Annotated in this window: 12 protein-coding genes; 3 read left to right on the top strand and 9 right to left on the bottom strand. The window is 66.0% G+C overall.

All coding sequences use genetic code 11. The annotated features are described in order from the left end of the window. Window positions 1-5: 5 nt before the first annotated feature. From ACS0OT_RS12825 to ACS0OT_RS12815, 3 genes are read right to left on the bottom strand one after another with little or no spacing between them, the layout of a single operon-like run. Window positions 6-3179, bottom strand: a complete 3174-nt coding sequence (locus ACS0OT_RS12825) for a multidrug efflux RND transporter permease subunit (RefSeq protein WP_053499470.1) — start codon at window positions 3177-3179, stop codon at window positions 6-8. Window positions 3180-3194: 15 nt separating this feature from the next. Further along, entirely contained in the window at window positions 3195-4463 is a 1269-nt protein-coding gene (locus tag ACS0OT_RS12820; RefSeq protein WP_262219821.1) for an efflux RND transporter periplasmic adaptor subunit, read from the bottom strand. Next, on the bottom strand, window positions 4463-5119 hold the full coding sequence (locus tag ACS0OT_RS12815; RefSeq protein ID WP_005417420.1) for a TetR/AcrR family transcriptional regulator: 657 nt from the start codon (window positions 5117-5119) through the stop codon (window positions 4463-4465). The genes ACS0OT_RS12820 and ACS0OT_RS12815 overlap by 1 nt, the downstream gene beginning before the upstream one ends. Window positions 5120-5369: 250 nt before the next feature. Here ACS0OT_RS12815 and ACS0OT_RS12810 point away from each other — a divergent pair, with 250 nt between their 5' ends. Next, window positions 5370-10346 (top strand): NAD-glutamate dehydrogenase, encoded by a 4977-nt coding sequence (locus tag ACS0OT_RS12810; RefSeq protein ID WP_235649368.1) that lies wholly within the window; start codon window positions 5370-5372, stop codon window positions 10344-10346. Window positions 10347-10462: 116 nt separating this feature from the next. Here the strand turns inward: ACS0OT_RS12810 and ACS0OT_RS12805 are convergent, their stop codons facing one another. After that, entirely contained in the window at window positions 10463-12307 is a 1845-nt protein-coding gene (locus ACS0OT_RS12805; protein ID WP_442255843.1) for a hypothetical protein, read from the bottom strand. Between the two features lie 492 nt (window positions 12308-12799). Here ACS0OT_RS12805 and ACS0OT_RS12800 point away from each other — a divergent pair, with 492 nt between their 5' ends. Together ACS0OT_RS12800 and ACS0OT_RS12795 are read left to right on the top strand one after the other, a co-directional pair. Beyond that, complete coding sequence (locus ACS0OT_RS12800; RefSeq protein ID WP_005417415.1) at window positions 12800-13573, top strand: NAD kinase; 774 nt, start codon at window positions 12800-12802, stop codon at window positions 13571-13573. A 47-nt stretch (window positions 13574-13620) separates the two neighbouring features. Continuing rightward, on the top strand, window positions 13621-14565 hold the full coding sequence (locus ACS0OT_RS12795) for a 5'-nucleotidase (protein ID WP_005417414.1): 945 nt from the start codon (window positions 13621-13623) through the stop codon (window positions 14563-14565). 117 nt (window positions 14566-14682) lie between these two features. On the opposite strand, the gene ACS0OT_RS12790 is transcribed toward ACS0OT_RS12795, so the two are convergent. From ACS0OT_RS12790 to ACS0OT_RS12770, 5 genes are read right to left on the bottom strand one after another with little or no spacing between them, the layout of a single operon-like run. Continuing rightward, window positions 14683-15234 carry a DUF2939 domain-containing protein gene (locus ACS0OT_RS12790; protein WP_065186194.1) on the bottom strand — a complete coding sequence of 184 codons (552 nt, stop codon included), beginning with the start codon at window positions 15232-15234 and terminating at the stop codon, window positions 14683-14685. Between the two features lie 42 nt (window positions 15235-15276). After that, window positions 15277-16269, bottom strand: coding sequence for an aldo/keto reductase (locus ACS0OT_RS12785; protein ID WP_065178612.1), 993 nt, complete (start codon window positions 16267-16269; stop codon window positions 15277-15279). Beyond that, the gene (locus ACS0OT_RS12780) at window positions 16269-16955 is read right to left on the bottom strand and encodes a DUF2461 domain-containing protein (protein WP_262219823.1); all 687 of its coding nucleotides are present in this window, start codon (window positions 16953-16955) and stop codon (window positions 16269-16271) included. The genes ACS0OT_RS12785 and ACS0OT_RS12780 overlap by 1 nt, the downstream gene beginning before the upstream one ends. Then, complete coding sequence (gene sbcB, locus ACS0OT_RS12775; RefSeq protein ID WP_005417410.1) at window positions 16952-18391, bottom strand: exodeoxyribonuclease I; 1440 nt, start codon at window positions 18389-18391, stop codon at window positions 16952-16954. Before sbcB ends, ACS0OT_RS12780 begins: the two co-directional genes overlap by 4 nt. Then, window positions 18391-19758 carry an FAD-dependent oxidoreductase gene (locus ACS0OT_RS12770; RefSeq protein ID WP_111127397.1) on the bottom strand — a complete coding sequence of 456 codons (1368 nt, stop codon included), beginning with the start codon at window positions 19756-19758 and terminating at the stop codon, window positions 18391-18393. The genes sbcB and ACS0OT_RS12770 overlap by 1 nt, the downstream gene beginning before the upstream one ends. Window positions 19759-19771 lie beyond the last annotated feature (13 nt).

Here is a 19771-nt window from a genome sequence, read left to right as displayed (position 1 = left end):
CCGGATCAACGATCCGGACGATGTGCGGCATCCGCATCGCGCTGGCGTTCCATGAACTCCTTGGACGGTTCGTCCAGCTTGTCGCCCAGCATGCGGCGCACGACCACGAAGAACACCGGGATCATCAGCAGGCCGAGCAGGGTGGCGAACAGCATGCCGCCGATCACGCCGGTACCGATGGCGTGGCGGGAGTTGGCGCCGGCACCGGTGGAGATCGCCATCGGGATCACGCCCATGATGAACGCGAACGAGGTCATCAGGATCGGGCGGAAACGCAGGCGCGCCGCTTCGATGGTGGCATCACGCAGGTTCTTGCCCGCTGCGCGCTGCTCCACCGCGAACTCCACGATCAGGATCGCGTTCTTCGCCGCCAGGCCGATCACGGTGATCAGGCCGATCTTGAAGAACAGATCGTTGGGCAGGCCGCGCAGCATCGACAGGCCGAGGGCACCCAGCACGCCCAGCGGCACCACCAGCAGCACCGCCACCGGGATCGACCAGCTTTCATACAGGGCGGCCAGGCACAGGAACACCACCACGATGGACAGCACCAGCAGCAGGGTCGCAGCGTTTCCGGCCAGGATTTCCTGGTAGGACATGCCCGACCAGTCGTAGCCGAAGCCGGCCGGCAGGTCGTCGTTGACGATGCCTTCCATGGTCTGCATCGCCTCACCCGAGCTGGTGCCCGGTGCCTGCGAACCGACGATGTTGATCGCCGAGTAGCCGTTGTAGCGGCTCAGCGACGGCGGCGCCGACACCCATTCGGACTTGACCACCGTGTTCAACGGGATCATCGCGTTGGTGCCATCGGCGTTCTGGGTCAGGCTGGACGGGCTGTAGAAGCTCTTCAGCGATTCCTGGCCAGTGCGGTACGGGCCATCGGCCTGCATGGTCACGCGCTTGATGCGGCCTTCGTAGAAGAAGTCGTTGACGTACACCGGGGCCAGCATCAGCTGGATGGTGCTGTACACGTCCGACACCGACATGCCCATCGACTGCGCCTGCACGCGGTCCACGTGCAGCTGCAGCTGCGGCGCGTTTTCCAGGCCGTTGGGGCGCACGCCAACCAGGTGGTCCGGCTTCTGCGCGGCCTGGCCGAGCAGGATGTTGCGGGCCTGGGTCAACTGTTCGTAGCCGGCACCGCTACGGTCCTGCAGCCACATGTCAAAGCCACCGAACTGGCCGAGGCCCTGCACGGTGGGCAGGTTGACCACGAAGATCTGCGCTTCCTTGATGCCGTAGAACGCGCCGTTCATGTTCTGGATGAACTCGGGCGCGGTGAACTTGCGTTCCTCCCACGGCTTCAGGCGGATGAAGCCCATGCCCACGTTCTCGCCGGAACCGACGAAGCTGAAGCCGGCCACCTGCAGCATGCCTTCATAGCCATCCTGCTTTTCCAGGATGCCACGCATCTGCGCGAACACTTCGTTGGTCTGGCCCTTGGTCGAGCCCGGCGGCAGCTGCACGATCGCCAGCGCATAGCCCTGGTCTTCTTCCGGCAGGAAGCTGCCCGGCATGCGGGTGAACAGGAAGCCGCACAGCGCGGTCAGCACCACGAACAGGATCATCCAGCGCGGCGCATGGCGCACCGCCGAGGTGATGTGCCCCACGTAGGTGTGGCTGATCTTGTCGTAGTACTTGTTGAAGGTGCGGTAGACGATGTTCGGGTTGTCGTTGTGCGTCGGCTTGAGGAAGGTCGCGCACAGCGCCGGGGTGAAGCCCAGCGCCAGGAACGCCGAGAACGCCATCGAGATGGCGATGGTCAGCGCGAACTGCTTGTAGATCTCGCCGGCGGCACCGCCCTGCAGGGCGGAGGGGATGAACACCGCGGCCAGCACGACGGTGATCGCCACCACCGCGCCGGTGATCTGGGTCATCGCCTTCTGCGTGGCCGGCTTCGGCGCCAGGCCCTCCTCGGTCATGATGCGTTCGACGTTCTCGATCACCACGATCGCGTCGTCGACCACGATGCCGATCGCCAGCACCATCGCGAACAGCGTCAGCTGGTTGATCGTGAAGCCGATCATCCACATGCCCAGGAAGGTACCGAGCAGCGCCACCGGGATGACCAGGGTCGGGATCAGCGTGGCGCGGAAGTTCTGCAGGAAGATCAGCATCACCAGGAACACCAGGAACACTGCTTCAAACAGTGTCTTGACCACTTCCTGGATCGAGATCTTGACGAAGGTGGTGCTGTCGTACGGCGAGAACCAGGTGACGCCGGCCGGGAAGCTGGGCTGCAGCTCGTCCATCTTGGCGCGCACCGCTTCGGCCACGTTCAGGGCGTTGGCGCCCGGCAGCAGCTGGATGGCGAAGGCGCCGGTCGGCTTGCCGTTGTACTGGGTGTCGAAGCCGTAGTTGTTGGCACCGAAGGCGACGCGGGCGATGTCCTTCAGGAGCACGCGCGAGCCATCAGCGTTGGCACGCAGGATGATGTTCTCGAATTCCTGCGGCGAGCTGAAGCGGCCTTCGGCCGAGACCGTGGCGGTGAAGTGCTGGCCTTCCGGCGACGGATCCGAACCCAGCGCGCCGGCGGCGAACTGCACGTTCTGCGCACGCACCGCGGCCAGTACCTGGCTGGCCGACAGGCCGTAGCCCTGCATCTTTTCCGGGTTCAGCCAGATGTTCATGGCGTACTCGGAACCGAACTGCTGGGTGCTGCCGACGCCGGGGATGCGCGAGACCTGGTCGAGCACGCGCGAGCCCACGATGTCGTTCAGCGCGTCACGGTTGATGGTCGGGGTATCGGACTGCAGCGCCACCACCATCAGGAAGCCGGCGTTGGCCTTGGCCACCACCACGCCCTGCTGGGTGACTTCCGAAGGCAGGCGTGGCGTGGCCAGCGAGACCTTGTTCTGCACCTGCACCTGGGCGATGTCCGGATCGGTACCGGTCTCGAAGGTCAGGGTGATCTGTGCACGGCCGTTGGAGGCGGACGAGGAGCTGAAGTACAGCAGGTGATCGATGCCGGTCAGCTGCTGCTCGATCACCTGGGTGACCGACTTTTCCGTGGTATCGGCGCTGGCGCCCGGATAGGTCGCCGAGACGGTGACCTGCGGCGGGGCGATGTTGGGATAGGACTCCACGCCCAGGTTGAGGATCGCGATCACGCCGCTGAGCGAGATCAGGATCGCAACCACCCAGGCGAAGACTGGATGTTCGATGAAAAATTTAGGCATGACGGAAGGTTCCCGTTACTGCTTGTTCGAATCGGTGGCGGCCGGCTTGGCCGCATCGGCCTGCTCGGGCTTGGCCGCGTCGGTCGGTGCCTTGCCTGCAGCCGGTGCAGCGCCCGCCGGGGCGGCGCCGCCTGCGGCCGGCTTGCCGTTGGCGTCCTGGCCAGGGGTCCACGGCTTGGCCACCGCCGGTGCACCTTCCTTGACCTTCTGCACGCCGGCCACGATCACCTTGTCACCGGCGGCCAGGCCGTCGCTGACCAGCCAGTTGCCGTTCTGCGCGCCATCGGTCTTCACGTTCTTGCGCACGACCTTGCCGTCGGCGCCGACCACCATCACGTAGCCGCCGGTGGTATCGCGCAGCAGCGCCTGCTGCGGCACCAGGAAGGCGTTGTTGCGCTCGCCCAGGTTGGCCTGGAAGCTGACGAAGGCGCCCGGAAGCAGGATCTGCTGCGGGTTCGGCAGCAGCGCGCGCAACGACACGGCGCCGGTGGCCGGGTCGACCGTGGTCGAGGAGAAGTCCAGCGTGCCCGGCTCACCATAGGTGGTGCCGTCGGCGAGCTTGACGTTGACCGTGGCCTTGCCGTCGCCGGACAGCGCCAGCGCGCCCTTGGCCTGCTGCGCGCGCAGCTGGGTCAGCTCGTCCACGCTCAACGAGAAGTTGACGTACAGCGGGTCGAGCTGGTCGACGGTGGTCAGCAGGGTCACATCGCCCTGGCCCACCAGCGCGCCCTCGGTGACCTGCTGCTTGTTGGCCACGCCACTGATCGGCGCGGTCACTTCGGCATAGCCCAGGTTGATCCGCGAGGAGGTCACTGCCGCTTCGGCCTGTTTGACCGCGGCCAGCGCGGTGCGCTCGGCCGATTCGGCGTTGTCCAGGTCGGACTTGGAGACGAACTGCTGCGGGGCCAGCGAGCGTGCGCGGTCGGCGGCGACCTTGGCGTTGGCGTAGGTCGCGCGGGCCGAGGCCAGCTGGGCCTCGGAGGCGTTGAGCGAGGCACGCAGCGGCGCCGGGTCGATCAGGAACAGGGTCTGGCCCTGCTTGACCTGCGAGCCTTCCTGGTAGACGCGCTTGAGCAGCACGCCGGGCACGCGTGCGCGGACGTCGGCGCTGCGGAACGGCGACAGGCGGCCGACCAGTTCGCGCTGCAGCGGCAGGGTCTGCGGCTTGGCGTCGATCACGCCCACCTCCGGCGGCGGGGGCGTCTGCTGTTCCGGCTTCTTGCAGGCAGCCAGCGCGACAGCAACGGCGCACGTCAAGGCAAGGGTGCGGAGTGGGGCGGTCATCAGGAGGAACTCCGGGGTTGGTTTGTAGACGGGGCCGGCGACGGCTGAGGCGCGAAGGCGCGCAGGAAGCTGTCGACGGAGAACTCTGCCCAGCGCCGACGCAAGAGCGCGTCATCACGGTGGGGGGTATGGAAGCGCTGTTTGTCGAAATCCTGACCGGCGATCATGCTCAGCAGCAGTTCGGCCATGAAGTGCGGGTCGTCATGCCGGAGCTGGCCCTGCATGCAAACGGTTTCAATCCATTCAGCAAGATGAAGCGACAACGCGCCGGCACCATGCCGGTACAGCGTACGCGCCTCTTCGGGAAACTGGGCCGCCTCGGCCGCGATCAGCCGGCAGGCCTGCCCTACGTGCGGTTGGTTGAAATGCTCCAGGAAGTCGGTGGCGAACTGGAGCAGGCTGGCACGCAGGTCGTCACTGCGGAGTGCACGAACCATGGCCCCGGTGGCGTGGCCGACGTGGCGCTGCATTACCCGGCGCAGCAGTTGCTGCTTGCTGCCATAGCGCGAGTAGAGGGTCTGCTTGGAACAGCCGGCATGCTGGGCCACCGCGTCCATGCTCATCTGGATGCCCTGCTGGGCCAGCAGTTCGCGCACGGCATCGAACACGCGCTCATCGCGTGCGTCGAGGGCAACGGGGAGGTAGGCCGGGTTCACGCGGTGGACTATACCGTCCAGTTCAGGATTGTGGAATCGAATCGGCGTCGCCGCGTGTGTCTTCCGGTAACACGCTTTGCCGATCCTGTCGGCAGTGCTGAAGCAGGCGCCAGCTCCATACCGGAGCGAACTGAATAGGCGTCTAAACCGCAGCAAACCCGAATCTGCTTATTCCGTCCTGCAGCAAGGCCTTTTCGTGCGGTAGGGCTACAATTTCATTTTCCCAACTGAGCAAGCGCATCGCTCTGCCATGAAACCGCAAAAAACCGCAGCCAAGACCGTGAAAAACAAGACGAAACCAGCAGAGTCGGAGGTCGCAGTGACCGCTGGTTTCTCCCTGGAGCCGGTGTACACGGCCTTGCGCAAGCGCTACCCCGCGGCCGCACAGGCCGAAGCAGTGGCCTTCGCCACTGACTTCTACAAGCGCATGGAGTCGGACGAGTTCCCGCACCACAGCGCTGAAGAGTGGGCCGCTCTCGCGGCTGAGACGCTGGAATTCGCCCGGGCCCGCAAGGCTGGCAAGGCCAACGTCCGCGTGTTCAATCCGACCGCGAAGGCCAACGGTTGGGAATCGCCGCATACCGTGCTGCAGATCGTCAACGACGACATGCCGTTCCTGGTCGATACTGTCACCATGTCACTGGCCGAGCAGGGCGTGGGCGTCCACGTGCTGGGCCACCCGGTACTGCGTTTCACCCGCGACAAGGCCGGCAAGCTGGTCAAGGTCGGCGAAGGTGATGCCGAGTCGGTGATGCTGCTGGAAATCGACCGCCAGCCGGCCGATGCGATGGCCGCCATCGAGCAGGCCATCAACAAGGCGCTGGATGAAGTGCGTGCGATCGTGCGCGACTGGCAGCCGATGAAGGACAAGGCGCTGGCACTGGCCGACGACCTGGGCAGCCGCCAGCTGCCCGTCGACGACGCGTCGCGCAAGGAAGCACAGGAGTTCCTGCGCTGGGCCGCTGACAACCACTTCACCTTCTTCGGCTACCGCGAGTACCGCGTCGAGAAGCAGGGCAAGGAAGAGGTGCTCGCGCCGCTGAACGACACCGGCCTGGGCCTGATGCGCGGCAAGGACAAGTCCGCCGCCCGTCCGGTCAAGACGCTGGCCGCGCAGGGCCTGAATACCACGTCCGGTTTGAAGGATGCGCTGATCCTGACCAAGACCAATGCCCGTTCGCGCGTGCACCGCGCCGGCTACATGGACTACATCGGCGTGCTGGAGTTCGACGCCAAGGGCAAGATCATCGGCGAGCAGCGTTTCCTCGGCCTGTTCACCTCCAGCGCCTACAACCGTCGCCCGTGGGAAATCCCGCTGGTGCGCCAGCGCCACGAGCATGTGATGAAGCAGTCCGGGCTGGCCCCGGCCAGCCACAGTGGCAAGGCCCTGCGCCATATCCTGGAAACCCTGCCGCGCGAAGAACTGTTCCAGTCCAGCGAGGACGAACTGTTCCGCACCGCGATGGGCGTGCTGGGCCTGCAGGAACGCGTGCGCAGCCGCCTGTTCCTGCGCCGTGACAAGTACAGCCGTTTCATCTCCGCGCTGGTCTACCTGCCGCGCGAGCGCTTCAACACCGATGTGCGCCTGCGCATCGAAGCGATGCTCAAGGACGCGCTGCACGGCGAGTTCGTCGACAGCTCGGTGGTGCTGGGCGAATCGCCGCTGGCGCAGGTTCACCTGATCGTGCGCCCGAAGCCGGGTGAAATGCTCGACGTCGATACCGCCGAACTGGAGCAGAAGCTGGCCCAGGTGCTGCGCAACTGGCAGGACGACCTGCGCGAAGCGCTGGTGAGCCGCCACGGCGAGACCGAAGGCCTGCGCATCGCCGCCCGCATCGGCAAGGCGCTGCCGGCCGGCTACATCGAAGACAACAGCACCGCCGTTGCCGCCAACGATGTCAGCCAGCTCGACGCGCTGACCGGCCCGGACGACCTGCGCCTGAGCCTGCAGGCCGTGCCGCGCGAAAGCGGCGATGGCCTGCGCCTGAAGCTGTATCGCCAGCTGGATGACATCCCGCTGTCGGACGCGCTGCCGATGATGGAAAACATGGGCCTGCGCGTGATCGCCGAGCGTCCGTACCGCCTGTCGGTCGACAACGCGCCGGTGTACGTGCAGGACTTCGAGGTCGAGTCGACCGCTGGCGTGATCGATGCCGCCAGTGTCGATGAAGCCTTCGGCGAGACCTTCGCCCGCGTCTGGCACGGCGACGCCGAGAACGACGGCTTCAACCGCCTGGTGCTGGCTGCTGGCCTGCACTGGCGCCAGGTCGCCATGCTGCGTGGCTACTGCAAGTACCTGCTGCAGACCGGCGTGCCGTTCTCGCAGGCCTACGTGGAAGGCACCTTCGCGCGTTACCCGCTGCTGGCCCGCCTGCTGGTCGAACTGTTCGAGGCCCGCTTCGATCCGGCCACCGGCCATGAGAGCAAGGACGACATCGCGGCCGGTCAGGCCCAGCTGAAGGCCCACTTCGATGTGCTGGCCGCTGGCGACGATGCCACCCTGAAGGTGCTCAAGAGCGTGGTCGATGCCCGCAAGGGGGACCGCGACGCGCAGATGCAGGCCACGCGCGATGCACTGCTGAAGCTGATGGATCGCGTGTCCAGCCTGGACGAGGACCGCATCCTGCGCTCGTTCATGGGCGTGATCGACGCGACCCTGCGTACCAGCTACTACCAGACCGATGCCAACGGCCAGCACGGCCATGTCATCAGCTTCAAGTTCGATTCGGCGCTGGTGCCGGACCTGCCGAAGCCGCGCCCGTACCGCGAGATCTTCGTGTACGGCCCGCGCGTGGAAGGTACCCACCTGCGCTTCGGCGCGGTTGCGCGTGGCGGCCTGCGCTGGTCGGATCGTCGCGAAGACTTCCGTACCGAAGTGCTGGGCCTGGTCAAGGCACAGATGGTCAAGAACACTGTCATCGTGCCGGTCGGCGCGAAGGGCGGCTTCTTCGCCAAGACCCCGCCGGTGAACGGCGACCGCGATGCGATCTTCGCCAACGGCGTGGCCTGCTACAAGCTGTTCATCCAGGGCCTGCTGGACATCACCGACAACATCGTCAACAACAAGATCGTGCCGCCGGTGGATGTCGTGCGCCACGACATGGACGATCCGTACCTGGTGGTGGCCGCGGACAAGGGCACGGCGACCTTCTCCGACATCGCCAATGGCCTGGCCATCGCGCACGGCTTCTGGATGGGCGATGCGTTCGCCTCCGGTGGTTCGGTCGGTTACGACCACAAGGGCATGGGCATCACCGCGCGCGGCGCGTGGGAATCGGTCAAGCGCCACTTCCGTGCGCTGGGTCGTGATAGCCAGAGCCAGGACTTCACTGCGGTCGGCGTCGGCGACATGTCCGGCGACGTGTTCGGCAACGGCATGCTGCTGTCGCGCCATATCCGCCTGGTCGCTGCGTTCGACCACCGCCACATCTTCCTGGATCCGAATCCGGATGCGGCCACGTCGTTCATCGAGCGTGAGCGCCTGTTCACCCTGCCGCGTTCGAGCTGGGCGGACTACGACACCAAGCTGATCAGCAAGGGCGGCGGCGTGTACCCGCGCAGCCTGAAGTCGATCGAGATCACCCCGCAGGTGCGCGAAGCGCTGGGCCTGGACGAGAACGTCAAGGCGCTGTCGCCGAACGATCTGATGAGCGCGATCCTGAAGGCACCGGTCGACCTGCTGTGGAATGGCGGCATCGGTACCTACGTCAAGGCCGCCAGCGAGCAGCACAGCGATGTCGGTGATCGCGCCAACAACGCGCTGCGCGTGAACGGTGGCGAGCTGCGCTGCAAGGTGGTGGGCGAGGGCGGCAACCTGGGCATGACCCAGCTGGGCCGCATCGAGGCTGCCCAGGCCGGCGTGCTGCTCAACACCGACTTCATCGACAACTCGGCCGGCGTCGATACCTCCGACCACGAAGTCAACATCAAGATCCTGCTCAACGATGTGGTGCGGGCCAAGAAGCTGACCGTCGAGCAGCGCAACAAGCTGCTGGCGTCGATGACCGATGAAGTCGCCGAGCTGGTGCTCAACGACAACTACCGCCAGAACCAGGCGCTGAGCCTGATGGAGCGGATGGCGGTCAAGCGCCTGGGTTCCAAGCAGCACTTCATCCGCACCCTGGAACAGCAGGGCCTGCTCGACCGCCAGATCGAGTTCCTGCCGTCCGACGCCGAGCTGTCGCAGCGCAAGGCACGCGGCCAGGGCCTGACCCGTCCGGAACTGTCGGTGCTGCTGTCCTACTCCAAGCTGGTGGCGTTCAACCAGCTGCTGGATTCGGACATCCCGGAAGACCCGTACCTGTCCAAGGAACTGCAGCGCTACTTCCCGACCCCGCTGCAGAAGAAGTACGCCGACGCGATGGAGCGTCACCGCCTGAAGCGCGAAATCATCGCCACGGCCGTGACCAACCAGACCATCAACCGCATGGGCGCCACCTTCCTGATGCGCATGCAGGAAGACACCGGTCGTTCCATCGCCGAGGTCGCCAAGGCCTACACCATCAGCCGTGAAACGCTTGATGCACGCGCACTGTGGGCGCAGATCGACGCGCTCGACGGCAAGGTGCCGGAGTCGGTGCAGATCGACGCACTGGAAGTGATCTGGAAGCTGCAGCGTTCGTTCGTGCGCTGGCTGCTGTCGCGCCCGGGCGCGATGCCGGGCATCACCGAGGCGGTCAACCGCTACCAGGGCCCGTTCAACGACATTCGCGTTGCTTCGGGCGTGCTGCCGGATTCGCAGCGTCCGACCTACGAAGCCCTGGTGGCCGAGTGGAAGGAAAAGGGCCTGCCGTCCGCGCTGGCACAGCAGCTGGCCGAACTGCACTTCCTCGAGCCGGCGTTCGACATCATCGAACTGGCCCGCACCCGCAAGCTGAAGCCGGTGGACGTGTCCAAGGTCCACTTCCGCCTGGGCGATGCCCTGCAGCTGCCGTGGTTGTTCGAGCAGGTCGACGCGTTGGAGGTCAACGGTCGTTGGCACGCGGTGGCGCGTGGCGTGCTGCGTGACGAGCTGGCAGCCAACCACCGCAACCTGGCCGGCCAGGTGCTGGGCACCAAGGGCAACAGTGCCGAGGCCAAGGTCGCTGCCTGGATGGGCCGCGACGACAACAGCCTGCGCTTCACCCTGGCGATGCTGGCCGAACTGGCCGAGCAGAAGACCCTGGACTACCCGACCGTCTCGGTCGCGGTGCAGCGCCTGGGCCAGCTGGCCGCGCATGGTGCATAAGTGACGTAGTGCCGGGCCGTGCCCGGCGTGCGTGGAGAAAAGGAACGGCCCCGCGAAAGCGGGGCCGTTCTGTATCCGGGGCCGCTGGCCGCCGATGGCTGCCAGCAATCAGTCCATCAACGCGCGTGGCCGTAGCGGGCGACTTCGGCGGCGACACCGTTCATGTGCTGCACTTCGTCGCGCTGGCCGGGGTTGATGGCGCGGTTGCCATCGTCCACGAAGCGCAACGGCGTCGGGTACAGCGGCAGCTTGTTGCCGGCGCCGATGACCGGAACGCCCTGCATGCCATTGACCTTCAAGCCCAGTGCCTTGCCCATTTCCTCACGAAGCATGTCGGTGGAGCAGAGCAGGTTCATTGCCACCGCAAACTGCTTGCGCGGCTTGGAGTGGTGGACGCCGTTGCAGCCATCGGCCACGCCACCGAAGAAGACCCCATCGGCACCGCTGTCGCTGATCACTTGCGATGCGTGGTTGGCGATCCACTCGGGAATGGCATAGGTCGGCAGGTAGTACGGCACGGTGATATTTCGCACCGCCGCTTCACGGAAGCGGAAGGTCGCGCCGGAGTTGTCCAGTGCATCGTTCGTCTTCTTCAGGCTTTCACGCATTAATTCCAGTGCCATGTCCTTCGAACCGATCTCGCCGAGGCGGTCGGAAACGGCAAACACCACGTCGACAGTGGTCGTTTCACGAATCCACTTGTAGTCCCTGAGGCGATAGGACACCTGCTCGCCCGGCAGGATTTTGTCCGACACTCCGGGGCCGACAATCGTGGTCGTCCTTGGTGTCGGATGCGGCCGGACGCCGGTGACATTCTCCACCACCAAGCGTGTCAGGCGCTGGTGCGCATTCGGCAATGTGACCGTGCCCCCGCCCGTGGACACCCAGGTGAGCTGTGCGGCGGCGTTGTCGACCTCGCCACCACGCTCCTTGTCGACGTCGATGCGCTGTACCGGGAAGCGAAGTGCGTGCCAGTAACCGGAGCCAGGGCCGTTGTCGTTGACGAAGATGAACTCGAACGCTTCGCCAGGGCGGGTCCAGATGTGGGCCTCGCGATCAAAGATGTTGCCAGCGCTGATCTTCAGTCCATAGCCTGGGTCGATCACCTTCGAGTCAGCGATCTTGAACCTCCGGCGATCACGGTCCGAGGGGCTATCGGGGAAATTCAGATGGTAGCCCCGGAAGTTCTCGTTGGTGGCCGTGACCAGTGTGCGTGCCGTACTCGTCTTTCGCGATGCGTCATTCGGAAGTACGGGGCGATAGGTTGCATGATTCAGTTTCCACACGCGGAAGAAGGGATCAAAGACGTAGTGGTGCACGTCACCCGACTCGATCCGCAGGTTCGAGCGCGGGAACTGCGTATCGGCTGCGATGACCGAGCTCGGCCACGTTGCCGTGTGCCGAATGGTAACCGTGTCATAGGAGTGTGCGCCGTCGGGCAGGCCCACCTGGCCGACATGCTGCCCATCACGGAGATTGAGTACCGTTGCGAGCTTGCGTCCGTTTGAAGGAATGCGCCAGCGCGCTTCGTTCGGGCCATTGATCTCGCGCAGGTGCTTCGGGGACAGGCGCCAGGCCATGCTCATCCTGTTGCTGACGGCCAGGTTCTGGCCGGCGGGCAACATCACCTTTCTGACCTCTGAGGGCAGATGGGTGAATACACCGTCGACCTCCAGATGGCGGGGCGATGTCGCCAGGTTGGCCAGATAGATGGAACGCTCGGACAACGACAGCGAGGTGGGCAGCCGCACCCGGTCCTGCCAGTCATCATTGCGTAGCGTGAAGTACAGATTCGTATAGTTGCCCGGCAGCAGCTCGCGGTAGGCGTTTGATGCCGGGCTCAGGAAGCCGATATGGGCCTTTGCCGCTGCGGTTTGCTGAGAAGTGGCTGCGTCTTGGGCAAGACTGGCCCAGGACGGCAGTAGTGCCGCCAACGCAAGGCTGAGGTGCTTGAAGTTCATGTGTCCTCTCTCTCTGAAGGGTGGAGCGCAATCAGCCGCGGAACGGCGAGTACGCTGCTGCATGGTCGGTGCAGTACCGGACGGGAGCTATCGGACGTTGTCGGTAAACGATGCGAGCAGCCTTCGATGTGTTGGATTTTTTACAGAGTCACCTCGAGCAGATGGAAACCTCCGCGACGTTGTTCGCGTGTGCCAAGCGGTCACGGCTGCCCGCAAAAGTGCGGCTTCCGTCATCCACGATGTAGTTGGTATCGGGCCCAACGCGATTGTTTCCCCGCACATCCAGGGAGCGAAGGAACAATCAGCCTTGGGCGTAGGCCGGTTCTGGAGGGCTGTGGCCGCCGTCGCCCAGGCGTTCTACTTGGTGGCGTGCAGAGGAGGGCATCGCTTGGGAATCGGAAGTCAGACAGGCAGCATTGGAATCGGCAACCTCAGTTGCGTTGGAGCAGTGGCGAGGTATGCTCTATCCACACTTCCAGGGCCCCACGCCTGATGAGCGACACCCCCCGCATCGCTTTCCTGGCCAGCACCGCCGAACCTGCACAGATGGCCCGCGCGGCGATGATCTCGCGTTATGGCGATCACGCGCCCGAGCAGGCCGACGTGCTGTGCCCGCTGGGTGGCGACGGTTTCATGCTGCAGACCCTGCACCGGCACGGGCACCTGGGCAAGCCGGTGTTCGGCATGAAGCTGGGCACCGTTGGCTTCCTGATGAACCAGTACCGTGGCGACGATGACGTGCAGGCCCGCATTGCGCGTGCCGAACCGGCCAACCTGCGCCCGCTGGAAATGGTGGCGCTGACCGAGTCCGGGACCAGCACCGGCTCGCTGGCGTACAACGATGTCTCGCTCCTTCGCCAGACCCGGCAGGCGGCCCATATCGGCATCGACCTCAACGGCCAGGAGCGGGTGGCCGAGCTGATCGGTGACGGCGTGCTGGTGGCCACCCCGGCCGGCAGTACCGCCTACAATTATTCCGCGCACGGCCCGGTGTTGCCGCTGGGGTCGCATACCATCGCGCTGACGCCGCTGGCTCCGTATCGGCCGCGACGCTGGCGCGGGGCGATCCTCAAGGCCGACACCGAAGTGCGCTTCCGCGTGCTCGATCCCTACAAGCGTCCGGTCAGCGTCACCGCTGATTCGCACGAGACCCGCGATGTGGTCGAGGTTACCATCCGCGAGTCGAGGGACCGTCGTGTGACCCTGCTGTTCGACCCGGAGCACAACCTGGAAGACCGGATCCTGAGCGAACAGTTCGTTTTTTGAGGACAATGGGCGGCCGGCCCCGCCGACCGCTTGAAGGACCCCCACCGATGGGCGACAACTCCCCCCGTTTGCTGACCGTCGCGGTCACCTCGCGCGCGCTGTTCGACCTCGAGGAAAGCCACGCGCTGTTCGAGAGCGATGGCGTGGCGGCCTATGCCGAGTTCCAGCGCCAACATGAGGACGACATCCTCGGTCCCGGCGTGGCCTTTCCCGTAGTGCGCAAGCTGCTGGCACTGAACCAGGGCGCCAGCCCGGAGAACCCGCGGGTCGAGGTGATCCTGCTGTCGCGCAATTCGGCCGATACCGGCCTGCGTATCTTCAACTCGATCCAGCATTACGGCCTGGGCATCATCCGTGCGACGTTCACCGCTGGCGAGCCGACTTGGCCGTATGTGAAGCCGTTCGGCACCGACCTGTTCCTGTCGGCCAACCCGGAATCGGTGCGCAGTGCGCTGCGCCATGGCATCGCGGCGGCGACCATCCTGCCCAAACCACCGGGCGAGACCGCTGCGGCAGCGGCCGACCAGATCGATACCGGTCGCCCGGCCGGCCAGCTGCGCATTGCCTTCGACGGTGACGCAGTGATCTTCGGTGACGAGAGTGAGCGCATTTCGCGCGAGCAGGGCGTGGAAGCCTTTGGCCGCCACGAACGCGAACGCGCCCGCGAGCCACTCAGTGGCGGCCCCTTCCGCGGCTTCCTGTCGGCCCTGCACACGCTGCAGGAAGTGTTCCCGGCTGGCGACAGCGCGCCGATCCGTACCGCACTGGTGACCGCGCGGTCGGCCCCGGCGCACGAGCGGGTGATCCGTACCCTGCGGGAGTGGGGCGTGCGCCTGGACGAAGCACTGTTCCTCGGCGGCCGGCACAAGGGGCCGTTCCTGCAGGCCTTCGGTGCCGACATCTTCTTCGATGATTCGCAGCACAACATCGACAGTGCCCGCGAGCATGTAGCCGCCGGCCACGTACCGCACGGCGTCGCCAACGAGGGCTGAGCCCGGTAGCTGTTGGCATCGCGGCGCAGCCGCGCCCACCAAGGTGGGCGTCTACCAGAGCGGGGTACAAGGCGGCGGCAGCGCCGGGCCATGCCCGGCGAGCGCAGCGGCATGGGGCTACGGGCTGCCCGACATCCCCAGCTGCAGGTCCACCACTTTCCAGCGCAGGCCCTGCGGCTCCAGCACCACCTTCATCGGTGGCTGGCCGGGGCCGCGATCCACATCGATCACGAAGCGGTCCAGCGCTTCGAAATGATGTTCGGCATTCTTCAACGGCCGCGCCGGTTCAGTTGCGCCGAAGGCGTCGCCACCCTGCAGTTCATTGCGGCCACGCTTCCACAGCACGTGGCCCTGCAGCATCGCGCCGATCCCGGTCGGGGTCACCATGGTTTCCACCGCGGCCCCCCCGAGCTGGTCGCCGAGGCCGTAGAGGAGGGCGCCGAACGGGCTGGCCGCCACGTCTGGCCCGGCCTGGCGCACCAGGTAGTCATTGAGCTGCGCGCGCAGGCTGCTGCGCACGCGCGGGAAATCGACGTAGCGCTCCAGGCGCGCAGTGTCGCGCTGCTCGATGGCCTTGGACAGGCCATTGACGGTCAGGTACGGGCCGCCGAACCACCAGGCCGCCAAGGCCAGGACCGGCAGCACAAGCAGTGCGGTGAGCTTCTTCATGCCGGACAGACTGCCGCAACGGCGGCAGTGCCGGGTGAAGACTCACTGACTGGGCGAACCACGGCCATCACCGAAGGCATCGACCAGCCGTTGCCGTTCCGCCGGAGTCAGCGCCTCCAGCCGCGTCGCCAGCACTTCGTCCAGGCTGCGGGTGCGGGTGGTGCCGAGGATGCCGCTGGCAACGCCGGGATGGCCCAGCGTATAGGCGAAGGCGGTCTGGGCCGGGCGCTGGCTGTGGATCGTGGCCACCGCGCGCCGCATCTGGCGGGCACTGCGCATCAGCTGGCGGCTGCTGGGCTTCAGCCACGCGCGCGCCAGATACCAGCCATCGGCCAGCCGTGGCAGGCGCGCACGCGCGGGCAGCAGGTGTCCTTGCGCCAGCACGGTGCCGGCCAGCACGCCGATGCCCACTGCCTGCAGCCGATCGATAAGCGGTTCTCGGTCCTGCTGCAGGGCGTTGTAGTCCAGCAGTACCACATCGAAGGCGTCCGGATGGGCGATCATCCAGCGCAGGGTCGAGGCCGAGTGGGTGTTGATGCCGGTGTACCGGATCAACCCACGTTCGCGCAGGCGCTGCAGTGCCGCCAGCAGGTCGTCACTGATGTCGTGTTCGCTGGCGCCATGCAGCTGGTAGACATCAAGATGGTCCAGGCCTAGGTTGCGCAGCGACGCCTCGCAGCTGGCGGTGATGGCCGCGGGCGAGAAGTTGCGTTGCTCGGCGCCGCTGATGCCGGCCTGGCCGGTCAGCGTGCCGCCCTTGCTTGAGATCACCAGTGAATCGCGCGGGTACTGCTTCAGCAACGGGCGCAGGATGCGGCCCAGGCGCGGCTCGGCATGGAAGCCGGAATAGTTGTGACCGGTATCGAGCAGGTTCACTCCGTGGGCAAGCGCATGTTCGACCACAGCAGCCGCCTCATGCTCGGGGAAGCGGCGATGACCCCAGAAGCCGGAGCAGCCCAATCCGATCGGTGAAACGGCCAGGCTGGTGCGGCCGAGCACGCGCCGCTGGCGGGCCAGCGGAAGATTCTGCGACATCAGAATTCCAGGTCCAGCGCAGCGCACAGGTAGTCGACGAACGGGCCGAGCGCGGCCAGGTCCTTGCCCAGCGTGGACAGCAGGCGTGGGCCGGTCATCGTGGCGTCGTCCAGCGAGCGCCACATCACCCAGTTGCGGTGCTTGAGGTCGTCGATGAACTCGAAGTCGGCCGGGAAGCCACGAGGGGGACGCACCAGCTTCTCGCTCTCCTCGAAATCGAAGCGCTTGCGCAGGGCCGGCGCGTGCGCGGCGGCCTCCCAGCTGCCCGGGTTGTCGAGGATGAAATGGCGCACGCGGCGCTGGGTTTCCGGTTCCGGATGCCACAGGCCGGCGCCGACGAAGCTCTCGCCGGGTTGCAGGTGCACATAGAAGGACGGCGCGGCCACCTCTCGGCGGCGCTCATGGAACAGGCGCGCACCCTGCCAGGTCTTGTACGGTGACTTGTCGTTGGAAAAGCGCGCGTCACGGTGGATGCGGAACAGCGAGCCACCGACGCCGCGGGTATCGGCGCGGAAGTGCTCGCTGACCTCGGCCAGTGCCGGCTGCAGGTCGCCCAGCAGGCGCAGGAACGGCTGCCGGACGTGGTCTTCATACTGCTGGCGGTGGTCGTTGAACCAGGTCTTGTCGTTGTGCCGCGCCAGGCTGCGCAGGAACTTGAAACTGGCGTCCGAGAAATAGGTGCTCACAGCGTCTCCTGCAGGTGCTGGCCCCAGTCTCTCAACGATTGCAGCAGGGCCTGGCGCCGCGCGTCGCCGGGCGCTTCGGCGGCCAGTGCATCAAGCTGTTGCTGGTACTGGGGCAGGTTGAGTTCGCCCAGGCCGCCGTCGCCGAGCAGGCGCTGGCGGCGGTAATCCTGCCAACGCTGGTGTTCGGCCGGCGCGAGGCTGCCGGGATGGTTGCGTGCGCGGTAGCGGAACAGCAGCTCTGGAAGGCGCGGGTCGCGGAAGCGGCCTTCCAGCGCGGCCAGCTGCTCCGGCGCGGTGGTGCGTGCCAGCGCGAGCAGCGGCTTGTCGCCGTTGCCGAGGAATCCGTCGTACAGCGAGGCATCGACATCGGCCACGGTCGCGACGCGGGGCTGGTTGTAGACCTGGCGTGCCTTCTCGGCCAGCTGTGGAGCGAACGCGCGCAGCCGTTCCACCTTGGCCTCGATCGCGGCCACGTCCAGGCCGAGGCGCGCATGATCGTCGGCGCGCAGGTGGTTCCATGCGATCAGTGCCGGCACCTTGTTCAGGTGTACTTCCTTCAGCGGCACGCGTGTCACGCCTTCGGGCAGCTCGCTGGCCCGCATGTACAGGCGCTGTGCGATCACCTCGGCCGGCAGCTCCAGCAGGTCGTCGATCTCGCCTTCCAGGTCGAACACGATCACCCGGTTGTTGATGGTCGGGTGTACGGCCAAGGGCAGAACCGGTGCGGCGCAAAGGCGGCTGGCAGGGTAGCGCATGGAAATGTGCAGGACCGGCTTCATCGCGGCCACGTCCAGCAGGCCGCCGACGAAGCGCTTGTCGCGCAGCTTCAGTGCGTACTCCCACAGGCGCGGCTGCGACTGCTTGAACAGCCGAGCCATGCCGATGGTGGCGCGCACGTCTGACAGCGCTTCGTGCGCATCGCCTTCGCGCACGTTGTTGGCCTCGGCCAGGTGCTCGAGCTTGAACGAGGTGGCGCCGTCTTCGCGCAGCGGCCACCGGATGCCGTCCGGGCGCATCGCGCGCATCAGCCGCAGCATGTCCAGCAGGTCCCAGCGCGAATTGCCATTGCGCCACTCGCGCTCGTAGGGATCGTGGAAGTTGCGGAACAACCCGTAGCGGACGAACTCATCGTCGAAGCGCAGGGTGTTGTAGCCAAGTGCGCAGGTGCCGGGGCGCGACAGCTGCTCGTTGATGCGGTCGAAGGCTTCGGCCTCGCTGATGCCCTCGGCCAGGGCCTGCTGCGGGGTGATGCCGGTGACCAGGGTGGCCATCGGCGAGGGCAGCAGGTCGTCTGCCGGGCGCACGAAGAAGCTGACCGGCGTGTCGATCTCGTTGAGGTCGGCATCGGTGCGGATCGCGGCGAACTGCGAGATGCGCGTGCGCCGCGGGTCCTGGCCGAAGGTTTCCAGGTCGTAGAACAGGAAGCTGTCTGCCATCAGTGCGCGCCCTCCAGGACCGGCAACTGCGCGTGGACCTGCGTTTCCAGTGCGGCCCAGTCGATGTTGTCCAGTGAATCGTGACCGGCGGTGGCTGCAACCAGCAGGTCGCGCTGCAGTTCGGTGCGGCGCAGCGCCTCGGCGTAGGGCGTGTGCAGGAAGGTGACCATCGTGTAATGCGGCACGAAGCGGGTCGGCCAGCGCCGCTGCAGTTCCTGCTCCAGCTCGCGTTGCAGTAGGAATGCAGGGTCGGCCACGCGGTCGCGCATCTCCAGGTAGTTCTCAAGCGCCATCTGCTGGATGGCACGTGCATTCGGTTTGCGCTCGGCTTCGAACGCGGCGAACGCGCTTTCCAGGTCATCGGCCTCCATCAGCTGGCGGGCCAGTGCAACGCAGTCCTCGAATGCGCAGTTCATGCCCTGGCCGTGGAACGGCACCATCGCATGCGCGGCGTCACCGATCAGCACGGCGCGGCCCTGCTGATGCCAGCGTTCCAGGGTGAGCGTGCCGAGCAGGCCCGGCGGGTGTTGTTCCCAGTCCTTGCGCAGGTTGGGAATCAGCGGCAGGGTATCGGCGAACTCGCGCGCGAACAGCGCCTCGGCCTGCGCGCCGGTGTTGACCGTGGCAAAGCTGGGATCGCCCTGGTTGGGCAGGAACAGGGTGACCGTGAAAGTGCCTTCGTGGTTGGGCAACGCGATGCACATGTAGTGGCCGCGCGGCCAGATGTGCAGCGCATTGCGCTCGATGCGGAAGCCGCCGTCGGCGGCCGGCGGGATCTCCAGTTCCTTGTACGAATGGTCAAGGAAGGCGATGTCCTCGCCCAGCGGCGCACGACGGTTCATCGCCGCGCGCAGTGCCGAGCCCGCGCCGTCGGCACCGATCAGGGTGTCAAAGCGGATGTCGTGCGGGCTGTCGTCACGGTCATCGATGAAACGCGCGTAGCCCGCATCGAAATCCACGGTATGCAGGCGGCGATGGAAGTGCACGGTGGCACCGGCCTGTTCGGCCAGTTCCAGCAGCGTGGTGTTCAGATCGCTGCGATGGATCGACCAGATCACCTCGCTGTCGTCGCGGCCATAGCGCTGCAGCTGCGGTTCGCCGTCGCGTGGATGCACCATGCGCCCGCGCATCATCACCGCGCGCGCCATCACCTCGTCTTCCACGCCAGCCTGGCGCAGTGCATTGCGCCCGCGCTCGGCCAACGCCAGGTTGATCGAACGACCGCTCTCGTAGTCGGCAATGCGGGGATCGCCACGGCGTTCGTACAGGGTGATGCGCCAGCCTTGCCGTGACAGCAGGATGGCCAGCAGGGACCCGGCAAGGCCGGCACCGATAATGCTCAACGAGCGGGAGGCGTGTGCGATCAACGAACTGTCCAGC

The sequence above is a fragment of the Stenotrophomonas maltophilia group sp. RY12688 genome, assembly GCF_052149045.1.
In the GTDB taxonomy this organism is placed as follows: Bacteria; Pseudomonadota; Gammaproteobacteria; order Xanthomonadales; family Xanthomonadaceae; genus Stenotrophomonas; species Stenotrophomonas sepilia.
This window is presented reverse-complemented; position numbering and strand designations above follow the sequence as displayed.

Coding starts and splice junctions, on each gene's coding strand:
- sbcB (WP_005417410.1), bottom strand. CDS start 18,391: ATGGCAGACAGCTTCCTGTTCTACGACCTGGAAACCTTCGGCCAGGAC.
- ACS0OT_RS12820 (WP_262219821.1), bottom strand. CDS start 4,463: ATGACCGCCCCACTCCGCACCCTTGCCTTGACGTGCGCCGTTGCTGTC.
- ACS0OT_RS12790 (WP_065186194.1), bottom strand. CDS start 15,234: ATGAAGAAGCTCACCGCACTGCTTGTGCTGCCGGTCCTGGCCTTGGCG.
- ACS0OT_RS12795 (WP_005417414.1), top strand. CDS start 13,621: ATGGGCGACAACTCCCCCCGTTTGCTGACCGTCGCGGTCACCTCGCGC.
- ACS0OT_RS12785 (WP_065178612.1), bottom strand. CDS start 16,269: ATGTCGCAGAATCTTCCGCTGGCCCGCCAGCGGCGCGTGCTCGGCCGC.
- ACS0OT_RS12800 (WP_005417415.1), top strand. CDS start 12,800: ATGAGCGACACCCCCCGCATCGCTTTCCTGGCCAGCACCGCCGAACCT.
- ACS0OT_RS12805 (WP_442255843.1), bottom strand. CDS start 12,307: ATGAACTTCAAGCACCTCAGCCTTGCGTTGGCGGCACTACTGCCGTCC.
- ACS0OT_RS12825 (WP_053499470.1), bottom strand. CDS start 3,179: ATGCCTAAATTTTTCATCGAACATCCAGTCTTCGCCTGGGTGGTTGCG.
- ACS0OT_RS12810 (WP_235649368.1), top strand. CDS start 5,370: ATGAAACCGCAAAAAACCGCAGCCAAGACCGTGAAAAACAAGACGAAA.